The organism is Mycobacterium toneyamaense, assembly GCF_055384815.1.
In genome coordinates this window covers 1,972,647-1,987,616 of sequence record NZ_AP040333.1, presented here as the reverse complement: position 1 = coordinate 1,987,616, position 14,970 = coordinate 1,972,647, and the positions used below count along the sequence as shown (strand labels likewise).

General features: G+C 67.0%; 16 protein-coding genes. 11 read left to right on the top strand and 5 right to left on the bottom strand.

Translation table 11 applies throughout. From position 1 onward, the window contains the following. The first annotated feature begins 11 nt into the window (after window positions 1–11). The gene (gene scnC / locus ACZ5IQ_RS09615; RefSeq protein WP_138248552.1) at window positions 12–731 is read left to right on the top strand and encodes a thiocyanate hydrolase subunit gamma; all 720 of its coding nucleotides are present in this window, start codon (window positions 12–14) and stop codon (window positions 729–731) included. Beyond that, window positions 728–1,066, top strand: coding sequence for a thiocyanate hydrolase (locus ACZ5IQ_RS09610; protein WP_464481165.1), 339 nt, complete (start codon window positions 728–730; stop codon window positions 1,064–1,066). Before scnC ends, ACZ5IQ_RS09610 begins: the two co-directional genes overlap by 4 nt. Window positions 1,067–1,077: 11 nt before the next feature. Here ACZ5IQ_RS09610 and mddA read toward each other — a convergent pair whose 3' ends face one another. After that, window positions 1,078–1,902 (bottom strand): methanethiol S-methyltransferase, encoded by an 825-nt coding sequence (mddA, locus tag ACZ5IQ_RS09605; protein ID WP_464481164.1) that lies wholly within the window; start codon window positions 1,900–1,902, stop codon window positions 1,078–1,080. 248 nt (window positions 1,903–2,150) lie between these two features. Here mddA and ACZ5IQ_RS09600 point away from each other — a divergent pair, with 248 nt between their 5' ends. Continuing rightward, the gene (locus tag ACZ5IQ_RS09600) at window positions 2,151–2,720 is read left to right on the top strand and encodes a hypothetical protein (RefSeq protein ID WP_064859969.1); all 570 of its coding nucleotides are present in this window, start codon (window positions 2,151–2,153) and stop codon (window positions 2,718–2,720) included. An 18-nt stretch (window positions 2,721–2,738) separates the two neighbouring features. Beyond that, window positions 2,739–3,314 carry a hypothetical protein gene (locus ACZ5IQ_RS09595; protein WP_064859970.1) on the top strand — a complete coding sequence of 192 codons (576 nt, stop codon included), beginning with the start codon at window positions 2,739–2,741 and terminating at the stop codon, window positions 3,312–3,314. Here ACZ5IQ_RS09595 and ACZ5IQ_RS09590 read toward each other — a convergent pair. The 4 genes from ACZ5IQ_RS09590 to ACZ5IQ_RS09575 form a co-directional block, all read right to left on the bottom strand. Further along, on the bottom strand, window positions 3,311–4,573 hold the full coding sequence (locus tag ACZ5IQ_RS09590) for an HNH endonuclease signature motif containing protein (RefSeq protein ID WP_464481163.1): 1,263 nt from the start codon (window positions 4,571–4,573) through the stop codon (window positions 3,311–3,313). The two genes, ACZ5IQ_RS09595 and ACZ5IQ_RS09590, sit on opposite strands and share 4 nt — an antisense overlap. 41 nt (window positions 4,574–4,614) lie before the next feature. Further along, on the bottom strand, window positions 4,615–6,666 hold the full coding sequence (locus ACZ5IQ_RS09585) for an ATP-binding protein (RefSeq protein ID WP_237162892.1): 2,052 nt from the start codon (window positions 6,664–6,666) through the stop codon (window positions 4,615–4,617). Beyond that, window positions 6,554–7,411, bottom strand: coding sequence for an AfsR/SARP family transcriptional regulator (locus ACZ5IQ_RS09580; RefSeq protein WP_464481162.1), 858 nt, complete (start codon window positions 7,409–7,411; stop codon window positions 6,554–6,556). Before ACZ5IQ_RS09580 ends, ACZ5IQ_RS09585 begins: the two co-directional genes overlap by 113 nt. Before the next feature lie 87 nt (window positions 7,412–7,498). Then, window positions 7,499–8,683: a PGRS repeat-containing protein gene (locus tag ACZ5IQ_RS09575; RefSeq protein ID WP_464481161.1), complete on the bottom strand. Its 1,185-nt coding sequence runs from the start codon at window positions 8,681–8,683 to the stop codon at window positions 7,499–7,501. A 327-nt stretch (window positions 8,684–9,010) separates the two neighbouring features. Here ACZ5IQ_RS09575 and ACZ5IQ_RS09570 point away from each other — a divergent pair, with 327 nt between their 5' ends. From ACZ5IQ_RS09570 to ACZ5IQ_RS09540, 7 genes are all read left to right on the top strand, one after another. Then, on the top strand, window positions 9,011–9,286 hold the full coding sequence (locus ACZ5IQ_RS09570; RefSeq protein WP_064859982.1) for a DUF4242 domain-containing protein: 276 nt from the start codon (window positions 9,011–9,013) through the stop codon (window positions 9,284–9,286). Between the two features lie 46 nt (window positions 9,287–9,332). Continuing rightward, window positions 9,333–9,566 (top strand): hypothetical protein, encoded by a 234-nt coding sequence (locus tag ACZ5IQ_RS09565; RefSeq protein ID WP_061006281.1) that lies wholly within the window; start codon window positions 9,333–9,335, stop codon window positions 9,564–9,566. A gap of 4 nt (window positions 9,567–9,570) precedes the next feature. Beyond that, complete coding sequence (locus ACZ5IQ_RS09560; RefSeq protein WP_464481160.1) at window positions 9,571–10,773, top strand: YncE family protein; 1,203 nt, start codon at window positions 9,571–9,573, stop codon at window positions 10,771–10,773. Window positions 10,774–10,876: 103 nt separating this feature from the next. Beyond that, window positions 10,877–11,980: a hypothetical protein gene (locus tag ACZ5IQ_RS09555; protein ID WP_464481159.1), complete on the top strand. Its 1,104-nt coding sequence runs from the start codon at window positions 10,877–10,879 to the stop codon at window positions 11,978–11,980. 215 nt (window positions 11,981–12,195) lie between these two features. Further along, the gene (locus ACZ5IQ_RS09550) at window positions 12,196–12,906 is read left to right on the top strand and encodes an MgtC/SapB family protein (RefSeq protein WP_464481451.1); all 711 of its coding nucleotides are present in this window, start codon (window positions 12,196–12,198) and stop codon (window positions 12,904–12,906) included. A 68-nt stretch (window positions 12,907–12,974) separates the two neighbouring features. Continuing rightward, entirely contained in the window at window positions 12,975–13,292 is a 318-nt protein-coding gene (locus tag ACZ5IQ_RS09545; protein WP_064859976.1) for a hypothetical protein, read from the top strand. Window positions 13,293–13,359: 67 nt separating this feature from the next. Continuing rightward, window positions 13,360–14,904, top strand: coding sequence for a serine/threonine-protein kinase (locus ACZ5IQ_RS09540; RefSeq protein ID WP_064859977.1), 1,545 nt, complete (start codon window positions 13,360–13,362; stop codon window positions 14,902–14,904). Window positions 14,905–14,970: the final 66 nt, after the last annotated feature.

Below are 14,970 nucleotides of genomic sequence, written 5' to 3'. Positions count from 1 at the left end.
AAAGGATTTGCATGTCGGATCACCATCACGATCATGACCACGACCACGCCCGCACCGTGAAGCCCATGGTCGACGAGATCACCGACTTCGAGGTCCTCGAGATCGCCCTGCGCGAATTGTGCATCGAAAAGGGCATTTTCACCGCCGAGGAGCATCGACGGTTCACCGAGTTCGCCGAACAGATCGGCCCCACCCCGGCAGCCCGGCTCGTCGCACGCGCGTGGCTCGATCCCGAGTTCAAGGAACTGGCCGTCAACGATTCGCTGGCCGCCAGCAAGGCCGTCGGCGTCGACTGGCTGGAGCCGACGGGCTTCGGGACCCCGAGCGATTTCGTCGCGTTCCAGATTCTCGCGGATACGCCAACGGTGCATCACGTCATCGTCTGCGCGTTGTGCTCGTGCTATCCGCGGCCGATCCTCGGGAACTCCCCCGAGTGGTACCGCACGCCCAATTACCGTCGGCGCCTGGTCCGTTGGCCGCGTCAGGTGCTGGCCGAGTTCGGGCTCTATCTGCCCGACGACATCGAAGTCCGGGTAGAGGACTCCAACCAGAAGCACCGGTTCATGGTGATGCCGATGCGCCCCGAGGGCACCGACGGGTGGACCGAAGATCAACTCGCCGAGATCATCACGCGCGACTGCCTGATCGGCGTGGCACTCCCCAAGCCGGGCGTGACCACCAATGCGATCGTGACGACGCGCCCGGCCATGCACCCGGGGACGGCCGGATGAGTGAGATCGCGCCGCTGCGGGACATCGTGGCCCGCGACCAGGTGTGGTCGCGCATGGCCGCCAAGTGGGGCGTCGAAAACCCTGTTCCCCCATGGAAAACCAGCCTCGACGGCCTGTGTGACGCACTGGACCATTCGGCCTGCGATACCGGGGTGCTCAACTTCAAGGACCGCCGCGACGAGGAGGACGCCCTCTCGGCCAGCGTGTATGCGAGCCTGCCGTACCCCGAGAGCCAGCTGGTTTCACTCGCACATTCACTGGTCGCGCGCGGTGTCATCAGCGAAGCCGAGTTGCAGGAACGACTCGCCAGCGTGCGGGCCAGGCTGGAGGCCTGACCGGCGGCTGATCACCGCCACAGCTTCGGCACGAGCATCGGCACCCGGTCGCGATACGTGCGGTACTGATCGCCCAGCGCGGCCGTCAGGTCGCGCTCCTCGAGCTGGATCGCCACCAGGATGTACGCGGTCGTGGTGAGCGAGAACAGCAGATGCCCGGCCGTCATGGTCGGCGTGGCCCAGAACGCGATGACGAATCCGAGCATCAGCGGGTGCCGCACCAGACGGTAGAGCAGCACCGTGCGGAAGCCCTTGTCCACATGGGCTTTCGACTGCCACGCGAGCACCACCTGACGGACGCCGAAGAGCTCGAAATGGTCGATCATGAACGTCGACGCAAGCACCGTCATCCAGCCCACGGTCGCCAGTGCGTAGAGCGCCACGGCAGCCGGCTCGGAATCCACCCGCCACACCACCGCGTCGATCGAGCGCCACTGCCAGAACACCAGGGCGAGCGTCGCCGAGGCGAACAGCACGTAGGTGCTCCGCTCGATGGCGACCGGCACGAGACGGGTCCACCACCGTTTGAAAGCCGGCCGGGCCATCACGCTGTGCTGGACCGCGAAAACGCTCAACAAGCCGAGGTCGATGATCACCGCTTGTCCGACCGGCGCGTGGATTGCGCGGTCGACGGTGCGCGGCACGATGACATCGGCGACGAACCACATGGCGTACAGGAACACACCGAGAAACAACGCGTAGCTCACCGCGCCGTAGGCCAGCGCGGCCGCGCGGACTCCCGGTCGATCGTCGGGCCGGTGGGTGGGGTGACGGAGCACCGGACGACTGGTGATCTTCGGTCCGGCAACAACATCCGGCGGCGGGGTCGAGCTCATGGGAGTTCCTCTCGGGTAGTGCGGTTTGGTAGTCACCCGACGATGCGTCCCCGCTCTGCACCAAACGTTGCACCGCTATGAAATGCCGAGGTCAACGCGGTCGCCGACAGGCACGCCCACCTCGTGCGGCGCCGCCTCCGCCGTCGGCGCATGCCGGCCACCTGCGCCTTTCACGACTTCTTCAGCAGCGGGCAACGCCACGCGCGCACCATCAGTCCGACAACGACCACTGCCGAAGGAGAGCAGCAATGAACGGAATCATCCACCTGGGCGGCGTGGCCGCCGTCGCCACGATCGTCGGCCTCGGCACCGGCACCGCCGTAGCGGCGCCCGCGCAGACCGACGGCGCCATGCTCTACATCTGCCAGGACGTCGGGAACCCCAGCAGCTACCGGATCACGGTCAAGGGCGCCTATCCGATGCAGCAGCCCGACGCGGCCGGCTACCTGATCCACATGAACGACGGCAATCATCCCGGTGGCTCCGGTCCCGGCGGGCTGCGCGTTCAGCTCAAGGCCGACAATCCCGGCAACAACTCCGATTACGACATCGGCTACGGCTTCTACCCCACGACCCAGACCACCAGCGAGGGCTATCTGCAGGCGGGTCCCGGTGGTCTGGAGTATCGACGCGAAATGGTCGTTCCCCGACCGAATTTCAACGAGGACTACCGACAGCCCGGGTCAGACGACGACGTCGACGAGGTCTACGCCGTCGCGACGTTCCGCGACGGCGGCGGGGGTGAACGGCGTGCCGTGACGCAGGTGATCACGCGCAATTTCGAGGTGCCCGGCATCTGCGACGGCTGCTGCCACTGAGACACGAGGAACACGACAATGAACAACAACTCATGGCCGGTGAAACTCGCCGCAGCCGTTCTCGCGCTGACCGCCGTTGCCACCGCACCCGCGGTCGCAGCTCCCAAGCCCAGCGGCGCAACGCTTTTCCTCTGCCCCGATTTCGGGAAGCCGGGCTATTACCGGGTGACCATCCGCGGCGTCTTCCCGATGACGCAGGCCGACGCCGAGGGCTACCTCATCCACATCGACGACAATCCGGCCAAGCCGGGCCACATGAAATATTACCTCCAGGACGACGACGGCCATGGCCACGAAGGAGACAGCAGCATCGCCTACCTTCAAGTGCCGCATCGGCATTCGGATGCGGGTGGATTCCTCCGAGCCGGCCCTGGCGGATTGGAGTATCAGCGCGAGCTGTCGGTGCGCACCTACGACCTCGATGCCGACGGCACCAAGTGGTACGACCCCGACCGGGTCACCGGCGAAGACCTCGACGAGATCTATGCCGCGGCAACATTCATCGACGCCGACGGTGGTGCGCGGACGCAGATCAGCCAGCAGATCACCAAGGACTTCACCGCGCCCGGCATCTGCGACGGGTGCTGTTCCTAGGCTGCCGGTGGTGTGGGTGGTGGTTCGAAGGGTTGGTACCACCACCATTGGGCGCGTTCACCGGTCGGCCCGGGGCACGGCGGAACCTCAGGGCGGGCTGTGGTGGGTGGCCGCGCAAGGGATCCACCGTCGAGTTGTCGGCCCGCGGCGTCGGTGACGACCAGCCGATCAGCGGGTCCGGTGATCGTGATGACCCGCTGGTGATGCAGCCGGTGGTGATACGGGCACACCAACACCAGGTTGTGCAGTTCCGTGGCACCGCCGTTCTCCCAATGAATGATGTGGTGGGCGTGCAGGCCCCGGGTCGCCCCGCAACCCGGTACCCGGCAGCAGCGGTCGCGGTGTTCCAGCGCGCGGCGCAGCCGCCGGCTGATGGTGCGGGTGCTGCGCCCGGCGCCAATCGGCTGACCACGCCGCTCCAACCACACCTCGCAGGTGGCATCGCACAACAACAGCCGGCGTTCGTCGTCGGTGAGCAGCAACCCCAGATGCAAGGCGGCCGTGCGCTGTTCGAGGTCAAAGTGCACCACCACGGCGGTGTGCTGCCCATGCGGACGACGTTCCACGTCGGCGTCCCAGCCGGATTCGATCAGGCTCATGAACGCATCCACCTGGTTCGGGAACGGCGGCACCACATCCCACACCGGGTCACCGGTTTCTGAATTCTCGTGGTCGCGTTTCCAGTCCGCCACCAACGCATCCTGATGCGACGCCACCGCGGCATCGAACTTCACCGCCTCCAACTTCGGCAGCCGGATCTTGTACGTGGCCGACCCGTCCTCATGGCTGGTCTTGCGGATCGACCGCTCCGGCTCCGGCGCCGACTCCGGCTCGGGGCGCGGCTCCAACTTCACCGCAGTCCGCAACTGGGTGACCGTGGCGCTCTCGGCGAACTGGGCGTAATGCTCATCCGAACCGTCGGCGGCATGCTCGGCGACCACCCCAACCTGATCCAACGACAACCGGCCCGCACGCATCGCCTCAGCGCAGCGCGGGAACTCCTCCAGCCGGTGCGCCACCGCCACCATCACTTCCGCATTACGCGGCGACACCCCGGTTTTCCACGCCATCAACGACGCCATCGACCGGGCACCCGTCGCGCCCCACAGCCCGCCACGATCGATCTCGGCGGCAATCTCCACCAGCCGCGCGTCGATCGCATTGCGCTGACCGGTCAGCTCACCGATCTCGGCGAAGAACGCATCCATACGCTCACACGGCGACGACTCAACATCGAAAGCCGCTGCGCTGCTGGACATAACACCATCAAAGCAGAAGGGTCCGACAAATTGTGGATGTCTCACATGAAGCGGCGCAACGCCGTTCGCGCGTAGTCGACGATTTCCGTACCCGTCAGCACAACGCCCTCGACGCCGTCCAACTGCGCCACCTCGGCGGCGTTGAGCGGTGGTCGCCGGCCTGCCGCGACGGCAGCCCCGTGCAGCGCCGCGGCTTCTACGGTGGCGCCCGCCTGCAGCAGGAACCGCGCCATGCGTCCCAGGTTGTCCCACTGCAAAGGAATGACTTTGGACGGTCCGGCGATCACGAACATCTCGAGTGTCACGTGGTGGCCCCGCGCTGCCGCGCGCCGGTCACCGCGGGCGGCGTGAATGGTCGCCGACTCCATTTCGGCCATGGCGATGAGCCAGGTGTTCTCCACGGCGGAGGCCAACTCGTGGGCGTCGCTGATGATCGGCAACGCATCGTCCGGCCGGCTGACGGCAAGCGCCCGCGCCAGCGCGCAGCGCGCCAACGCCCGTCCCGTGGGGTTCCCGACGCTGTCCGCGATCCGCACCGCTTCCCGCGCGGCCGGCAACGCCGCGTCGTTGGTCTCCATCGCCTGGTATCCGAGGGAGATCCGCTCCGCCGCCAGCAGCCTCCGCAGTGGATCGGTGCCTTCGCCCGACCGGAAGAACAGGTCCTCGAAATATGCTGTGCTGGTCGACAAGTCGCCGTCATTCATCACCACGTCGGCGAGCACATCGGCCGGGTACGCGAGAAAGGACACACCCGCGGCCGGCTCGCGGCCTTCGGCCAAGGCGATGATCGTCCGCGCGTGTGCGAACTCCCCGAGTACCTGGTAGCCGCGCGCGACGGTGCCGACCGCGGCCGGAAACAACGGATGTTGGCGGTCGGCGGCCTGGATCGCCCGCTCCACCCAGTCCATGGGGTCATAACCCACCCGAAGATGGATCTCCGGCAGCGACGTGGCCAGCCGCAGCGCCAGGTCGATGTCGTGCCTCGCCATCGCGAACTCGAATGCCGTCCGCAGATTGTCGAAATCCGGTGCGACAAAAGTTGTTCCGGCCTTGGGCAGTACCCGCTGCACCCAGGCCGCTTCGTCACGGCCGCGCATTCCCGCCGACGCGCGCTCGGCGAGTTCGACGAAGTACGTCGCGTGGCGCGACGCCACCGCGTCGGCGGTCCCGTTGTCCTGCAGGCGTTCCCGCCCGTACGCGCGCAATGTCTCCAGGACGTCGTAGCGGGTGCCGGTCGGGCCGGTGCGCACCATGACCATCGACTTGTCGACCAGGCCCATGAGCATGTCCAACACGTCGTCGTCGGTGGTGCCGGCATCGGCGCACACACCGTGAACCGCGTCGAGATCGAACCCGCCCGCGAACACCGACAATCGCGCGAACAACTGTTGTTCGGTTTCGGAGAGCAATCGGTAGGACCAGTCGATTGTCGCGGTGACGCTCTGCTGCCGCGGGTGCGCGCCGCGCTTACCGCCGCTGAGCAGGCGTAACCGGTCCAGTCGGCGGGCGACGTCCCCACTCGACATCGCCCGCATCCGGGCGGCGGCCAGCTCGATGGCCAACGGCACGCCGTCGAGCCGCCGGCAGATTTCCGCCACTGCGCCCACCGGCTCGCGATCGGGATCGAAGTCGGGCCGGCTGGCCCTGGCCCGATCGACGAACAGCACGGCGGCGTCGTCCTCCGACAACGGATGCACCGGCACGAGGCGTTCGGCTTCCACCCCGAGGGATTCTCGGCTCGTTGCCAATACCCGCACGCCGGGACACTCGTAGGTGATCCGGTCGATCAGGGCGGCCGCGTTGGCGAGGACGTGCTCGCAGTTGTCGATGACCAGCAGCAGTGCCAGCGGACGCAGATGATCGATCACGGCATCATCGACGTCCTGGCCGTACCCGGCCTGCACCCGCAGCGCGGCAGCGACGGCGCGGCCGATGGCCGAGCCGTCACTCAGCGGCGCCAACTCGCAAACCCACACGCCGTCAACGAAATTGCTCTCTTCGCGCGCCGCCGTTTCGAGGGCAAGCCGGGTCTTGCCGACGCCGCCGACTCCCGTGAGGGTGACGACCGGCCCGTCGCCGAACGCGGACAGCACGCGCCGCACGTCGTCGTCGCGACCGACGAGCCGGGTTGCCGTCGAGGATCTGTTGCTGGACGGCCTGCAGGGCGGCACTGGGGTCGACACCCAATTCCTCGACGAGCCGTTCGCGCATCGCGCGGTACGTATCGAGGGCGGCGGCCTGTCGCCCGCACCGGTACTGCGCCAGCATCAGCTGTCCGGCCACCCGCTCATCGAGCGGATGTGCCTGCAGCGTCGTTGTCAGCTCATTGAGGAACTCACCGTGGCGCCCCGCGCCGAGCGCCGCGTCATTGCGATCGAGCACAGCCGAAAACCGTTCGGCTTCAAGCGAACCCCGTACCTCGTTGGCCCACGGCGTGTCGATCGTGGCGAACGGCTCCCCGCGCCACAGCGCCAGTGCGGCGTCGAACAGGCCGGCGGCCTCGGCCGGGGCGGACGCCGCCCGGGCCCGGGCCAGCATGTCCCGGAAGAGATGCACGTCCACGGTACGCGGATCGGCCTGCAGCGCGTAGCCGGCGGGCCCCCGGACGATCTGCACGCCATCGGCGTCCGAGAAGAGCTGACGCAGTCGAGAGATATACGCCGCCAACGCATTACGCGCCTTGTGCGGTGGCTCATCGGCCCACACCCGGTCGATGAGCTGATCGGACGACACCGGACGATTGACGTCGACCACCAACGACACCAGCACACACCGCTGGCGCGCATGACCGACATCGAGGCGCCGGCCATCGACCAGCACCTCGACGTCGCCGAGCACCCGAAACTCCACCGCCATCGACGTACAGCGTCCTCCAAGTTTCGGCGCGACGCCCGGCAATCGCGGCAATCAGTGCCGGTGCACCACCTACCCGTTGCTGCCATTGTTGCCGTTGCCGTTGTTGCCCTGGCCGCCGGTACCGCCAGTACCTCGCGGGCTACCGCCGTCACCGCCGTCGCCGCCCTTGGCGGTCCCGGTTTTCGTGGTTGCATTTCCGCCGTCGCCACCACGGCCGCCGGTGCCCAGCGGGCCGCTGTTGCCGCCGTGACCGCCACCGCCCGCTTTCGCCGCGCCCGACGTCGACGACGCCGCACCGCCGGTACCACCGGCGCCACCCCGTCCGACTTGTGAATTCGCGCCGGAACCGGCGTAGCCGCCGCTGGCGCTCACCCCCGCTCCGCTGCCACCGGCTCCGCCCGCGCCGCCGGTCCCGGAGAATCCACCGTCGCCGCCCGCGCCGCCGCTCCCACCGACGCCCTGGCCCTGGCTGCTCGCGCCGTTGCCGCCGTCACCCCCGCGGCCGCCTGTCCCGACGAACGTCCCGGCTTTGCCGCCATGTCCGCCGGTGCCACCCACCGCCGTACCGACATTGGTGGCGTTGCCACCCCGACCCCCGTTGCCCCCATTCCCGGCGATGGTGCCACCGTTCCCGCCGGTGCCGCCCGGATGGCCCATGCCGCCGTCGGCCGACGACGCGTTGGCGCCCGCGCCGCCGTCGCCGCCGTTCCCGAACAAGCCCGCGTTGCCGCCGTTTCCCGGTCCCTGGTTTGCGGTCGCATCGCCGCCCTTGCCGCCGTTGCCGAAGAGCAGTCCGCCCCGGCCGCCGTTCTGACCCGCGGCTCCGTCTGCGCCGTTGCCGATCAACAGCCCGCCGTTCTCACCCGGTGCGTCGCCGTTGCTCACGAAGATGCCGACAAGCTCGCCGAGAGGATTGCCGCCGACGCCGGGTTGAAGTGCCGTCGGCGCCCCGTTCCCCGCGACCGTGCGCACCGTCTTGGGAGCGAGCGGCGCGGGACCGAAGACGAGCGCCGTGTCGCCCGCGACGCGCACCCGTGGTTCGTGGTGCGATGGACGGCTCGCGACATCCGGAGAACTGTCGAGCGGAACGTCTGACTGCCGCTGCCCCGCAATGGATTCCACTGGCACTTGCGGCGCAGCCGGATTTGTCCGGCCCGCAGCAGCTCGGACCGGTTCCTTCGCCGCGGCCCGCACTGTCACCACATCAACGTGGCGCGGCAGTGCCGGCGCCGCCTCCTGCGAGGCGAATGACATTGGCAGCATGGCAATTCCAATACCCATTGCGACCACCGGCGGGCCCACCCACCCGACTGACTTCATGTCCACCACCGTCTTCTCCGTTCCCGATCAGGTCGCTGCCCGACGAAGCCATCGGACGGTTCGACGGTGCACCTGGGCCGTTGCGTGCGGCTGAAGCAGTTGTGAAACACCGGCACGCGAAACTGCGCCGGGCGACCTGCCAGGCACCACCGTGACCTGCAGATTTCAGGATTCCGTCAAAGCCACGGCAATCGACCGAGCGCATTGTTCGAGACGACCGCGGCGACCGTCGCGGACAGCAGCACCAGGGACGGAGAAATCATGAAGCGCTACCTCATCGAGCGGGAGATTCCGGGAGCCAGCGAGCTGACCGAAGCGGAGCTGGCCGACATCGCGGCGAAGTCGAACGAAGTCGTGGCGAACCTCGGCGTGCCCTATCGCTGGATCACCAGCTATGTGGCGGGCGACAGGATCTATTGCATCCACGAGGCACCCAGCGAGGACGCGATCCGCGAGCACGCGCGCCGAGGTGGCTTCCCCGCCGACAAAGTCGCGGTGCTGGCCAACGAATTCGGCCCCGAGTCCGCCGATACCTGATGGCGCTTTCGGCCCACAGCCGGCGCATAGGTGCCACACTGGCCACGTGACGACGAACGATGTCTACGAGCGACTCGGCGCACTGGAACAGCTGGTCCGACATCTCTACGCGCAGACCGGCATCCCGTTGCCCGATGTGCGGTCGATGGCGCAAACACAGGTGTCGAACCGCGTGCTCGAGCTACTTGCCGCCGGCAACAAGATCGCCGCCGTCAAGGCATACCGCGACGAGGCCGGCGTCGACCTGCCCACCGCGACGCGGGTCATCGAATCCCTGTGATGCCATGCTCGCGGTAATTGCCACGATTCCGGTGAGCGGTGGCCCCACCGCGCCCGCGCCGAGCCCGAGCGGCGACCGCATCTACGTGGGGAACTCCGCGAGCTTGACGGTCTCGGTCGTCGCCGCCGTCACCAACACCGTCGTCGACACCATCGGACCCGGCGCCGGACTGCAGAGCCCACAGCAATTGATCGTGCACCCGGACGGTAAACGGCTGTACTGCAACGGCTTCGGCGGGATGTCGGTGATCGATATCGATACCAAATCCGTTGTGGCCGTGGTTCCGTTCTCGTGGGGCGGGCAGATAGCGATGCACCCCGACGGCTCCACCGTCTACGTCGCGTCGGGCGGGGACAGCAGTGGCAATCCCGACCCGAAGATCATGGTGATCGACACCGCCACCAACACCGTGGCCGGAACCATCGAAGTCGACGGGGCGTACTACCTGGCCGTCAGCCCGAACGGCGCCCGGCTCTACGTCTCGGGCTACAACGACGAACTGATCTGGGCCGTCGACACCGTCAGCCACAGCGTCGTCAAAACGTTTGCGTTCAACAAGCCGATCGGCGGATTCGTCGTCGGCCCCGACAGCAGTCGCCTCTACGTCTTGGGCGAGGTCCAGTTCGGTGTGACCACCAGCAACGTGACCGTGGTCGACGTCGCCACCGGTACGGTCACCACCGGCATCACCTACCCCCTGGGCGAAGAGCTCACCGACATCGCTGTCGCGCCCGACGGTTCGGCCATCTACGCCAGCCAACTGACCGGCGATGTGAGCCGGATCGACGCCGCCACCATGACCGTGTCAGACACCGTCAACATCGGGAATTATGCGGGGGCAGTTGCCGTTTCACCCGACGGTTCGCGGATTTACGTGACCAATCGCTACAACAACACCGTGTCGGTGCTCGCCCAATTGCACGTTCCGGCCGGCGGCATCGACCTTCCCGATCTGGTCGGCAAGCTGATCGGCGGGGCGGCCGCAGGCGGGAACGGCTGGCTGGTCATCGGCGATCACTTCTATCCGATCCCGCCGCGGGAGCCCGCACTGCAGGCCATCGCCCGCACGCTCGCTCCGCACGTCGGCAAGCCGGTGCAGAACCACGAACTGGGCCAGCGCCTGCGCCGGACCCTGGCTTCCGAACCCGAGGCGCCGAAGATGGCGCCGGGGACCTTCCACCCCGACGGGCACCGACCACAGCACTAGGCGCGGCGACGTCGCGTCACCAACATTCCGATAGCTCCACGCCGTGGCAATTTTGTCGCTACCGTCAATATTGCTTGAGTTCCCCTTCGGTCAGGAGCTTCACATGCATACACTCACCGCCCGTTTGAGCCTGCCCACCGCCGCTGCCGTGATGGCCGCGGGCATCATCGTCACCGCTCCCCCGCCACCGGTGTTGCGGGCCCTGCCCGCACCGGTGATACACAGCGTGCAGACGCCGGACATCCAGCTCACTGCCACCATCGCCGACATCCTGCAGTTCCCCGCGTTCAAGCAGTGGGTCGCCAACCAGATCACCGACTTCGTGACCATCGGCGCGGGCCTGGCCAAAGCAGGCCAGGGCGTCGGTCAGACCATCAGCGCCATCCCGGGGCTCGTGGTCACCGTCGCGCAGCAGGTTCTGGCCCGAGACTTCATCGGCGCCCTCGGCACCGTCGAAGCCGGACTCATCGGTGCGGTGACCGTCATCGGCGGACCGCTCCTGGTGTCCATGATCGCGCGCGACCAACGCGTGCTGGCGGTGGACCAGGCGTTGGTGCAAGCAGTACCGGTAGCGCTGATCGGTCTCGGCACCGGTCTGCTCGGCGGATTCAACGCTTTCGCGACCTCGGCGATCATCGCCACCCAGAACGTCGTGGCGGCCCTACTGCCCATCAATATCGGCAATCTCGTCACTGCCGTCGTCGACGGCGTCAAACTCGTCGTCCAGGGCCTCAACACCGGCGCCGCCAACGTCATCGACGGAATCGCCTTCGCGCAGAACACCATTGCCAACGCGCTCGCGACGAAGCCCGCGGCCGTCGCCGCGGTCGACACGCCCGCGCCGACCGCGGCATCCGGGGTCGAAGCCACCGCCATACCGAAGATCACCACGACCAAGGTCAAGCCCACGGTCAAACTTGCGCCGACGGCGGCCAAGCCCACGGCGACGGACCCCAAGGACACCAAAGATCCGACAGACACCAAGGATTCAACGGCGCCCGACACCGTCTCGACGACGAAGCACGACACCGACGCCAGTACCAAGCCCGACACCACCGGGGCGGCAACCAACTCGAACGCCGGCTCGGGATCGTCGGACACCGGCAGCAAGGCCGAGAAGCAGACCACCCCGAAGAAGCCGAAGTCGAAGTCCGGCAAGAAGACCCCGGGCAAGAAGGCCGCGTCGACATCGCAGGCCGCCGCCTGAGGCCCAGCACAGCCGAAGGTAATTCACAGGCGACCCCAGCTAAGCGAAATACGCACTGATTCAACGATATCCGCGCCTCAAGGTGAACGGCGGGTCGCCCGCCGTTCACCTTGAGTTCGTAGTCGATCCCTACCATCCGCCCCTACTGCCGTCGCAGCCGCGGACGCGCCGAGAGCGCGCCCCGCGGGATTCGAAAGCAACAGGAGCACAACGTGATCGACACACTGGATACCGCGCTGCGGATCGCCGCCGGCCTCGGCCTCGGCGCGGCGATCGGGCTGGAGCGTCAGTGGCGGTCCCGTAACGCCGGATTGCGCACGGCCGCGCTTGTCAGCCTCGGGTCGACGTTGTTCGTCATCATGGGCGGCTACACGTTCGCGGGCGAACACGCCGACCCGACCCGCGTCGCCGCCCAGGTCGCGTCCGGTATCGGCTTCCTCGGCGCCGGCGTGATCATGCAGCAGGGCGCGAGGATCTCCGGACTCAATACCGCGGCCACCCTGTGGGCCTCCGCCGCCATCGGCGCCCTGGCCGGCGGAGGCCTGCTGGGGCCCGCCGTGATCGGCAGCTGCGCGGTGATCGCCGCCAACATCTTCCTGCGGCCGGTCGGACGCACGCTGGACCGGCACCGCCGCCCGGGCGCCGAAGAGTCCTCCGCCGAATACCGGTTCGAGGTTCGGTGCGCCACGACCGCCGAGCTGCACATCCGCAGCCTCATCTTCGATGCCATCTCGCACCCCAACCTCACGGTGCGCTCCATTTCCGCGGTCGATCTGCCCGATGACGAAGGGGTGCGCATCACCGCCACCGTCATCGCCGACGAACGCGACGACCACCGCATCGAGGCCGCGCTTGCCGATGTCATCAAGGCACCTGCGGTCACCGCGGTGCGGTGGAGTGCCGACGATATGAGCCCGGTGGACTGACTCGAAAACGAAAGCTCAGGCCGGGGCCGACTGCTCCCTGGCGAGCGTTTCGGGAGCTGCATGCCCGGATGGCGGCCGAGGAGCCCGTCGATCTGCCTGCCGATGACCTCACGCAGTTCGGTGCCACCGGTCAGCTCTTTCGCAGCGTTACGTCCCCAGCGTTCCCAAGTCTGGCCCCCAAGGACTGGGCGAAGCTGGACAGCCTCGATCGTCAACGGCTGATCGAAGCCGGCAATGGCCGGCGGCGCATCCACGCTCCGGTCGCGCCGACCGCTTGGCGCGCGATCTCCGATCGCCGCTCGGCCGTGAGGGTCTGCGACCGGGCAATGCCGCTGCCATACGACGAGCGCGCTCCTCACGGGCGCCCAACGAGGTTACTGCGCTAATAGTTGATTAGAGCTCAAGCATTAAGCTGATATGGTTGGGTTAAGAACAACCATTTGGAGGTGACTCATGCCGCTCGGCGGATCTGCAGAGGTCGCAGACTTACTCAAAATCAGTGCCCAGCGCTTCGCGACCATCAGGCAGCGCGAAGACTTCCCCGACCCCATTGCCGAGATCGCGCAGGGGCCCATCTGGGACCTCGACGTGGTGGCCGCATGGAATGGATCTGGCCTGCGACAGACGAAGGCAGGCCGACCGAAAGCTGACGTGGCGAACAGGACGTTGGGCAAGCGCTTCGTGCTGGAGCCCGACCCCATCGGCGACGGCGGCTTCGCTGAGGTCTTCCGCGCGACCGACCGCAAGACCGGCGAACTCGCCGCCGTGAAGGTGCTGCGCGACACCGCGGCCATGAATCCTGAGGCGATTCACCGATTCCAACGCGAACTCAAGATCTTGGAGAAGTTGGACCATCCGAACGTGATCTCCGTGATCGGGCATGGACAGACCGATGACAACGACATCTGGTATGCGATGCCGCTGGCGCAGGGCAGCCTGGCCGACTTTGTGGGCACCTTCGAAGATCAGGAAAAGCTGATCGTCGAGGTGATGCGCCAGGTGTGTGCGGGCTTGAGTCATGTGCACCGAGAAGGCGTGTATCACCGCGACCTCAAGCCGGCCAACGTGCTGCGATTGGCTAACGGCGACTGGGCCGTGTCGGATTTCGGACTGGCGGTCCAAGCCGAGCGCGGTTCTAACCCCGTGACCTCAACACTGCGGGCCGGGATGGGCACCTGGTTGTACACCGCGCCTGAGCAGTGGGCCAAAGCACGGAGCGCTGATCACCGCTCCGACATCTTCAGCCTGGGCAAGATCCTGCAGGAGCTGGTCACCCAGGAACCTCCGGTCAATACCGAGATCCCGGCTGGGCCACTGCGCGCGGTTGTCGAGACCGCGATCGCCAACAAGCCCGATGCCCGCTATCGTTCCGTCGACCAGTTCATGGAAGCACTTGAGCGCGCGGTCGACGCCCACGAAGAGCTCTCCTCGTACGAATCGCAGGACGACGCCGCGGAGCGGCTGCGAGACCGGATGCGCAGTCCCTCAATCACCGACGCCGACTTGGTCGAGATGATCGAATGGGCCGCCGCGCTGAACGAGTCTGATCACGACGACATGCAGGCGCTGACCAGGGTGCTGCCGTGGTGCCGGAGACCAGCGGTCAAGTACCTGTGGAACAACCACCGCACTACCTTCCGACGGGTGTATCAGCGGTTCGCCGACCATGTGCAACACACACCGTTCTCCTTCGAATACTGCGACCTGCTAGCCGACTTCGGCAAACGCGCCGTTATCGAGACCAAGGACGCTGACATCCTGCGCATGACCGTCGAAGCCCTGCTCGGTCTCGGCCACTACCACAACCGCTGGCACGTACGTGACGTCGTCGTGAGCATCCTGCAGGACGTGAAGAAAGAGGAAGCGGCCATGGCCGCCATCGAGGCGTTGCGGGCCGCTGACCCCGACGCAGTGGAGTGGTCAATCAGCGACTTCGCTCTCCGGACTCTGCCGCCGGGCGTGCGATCTGGTGTCGAGTTGTTGCGCACGGCCCGGTGATGGACCGACCACGATGGCGCGGCCGCATCACAAAATACGTTATCTATCAGACTATTTCACGGACTG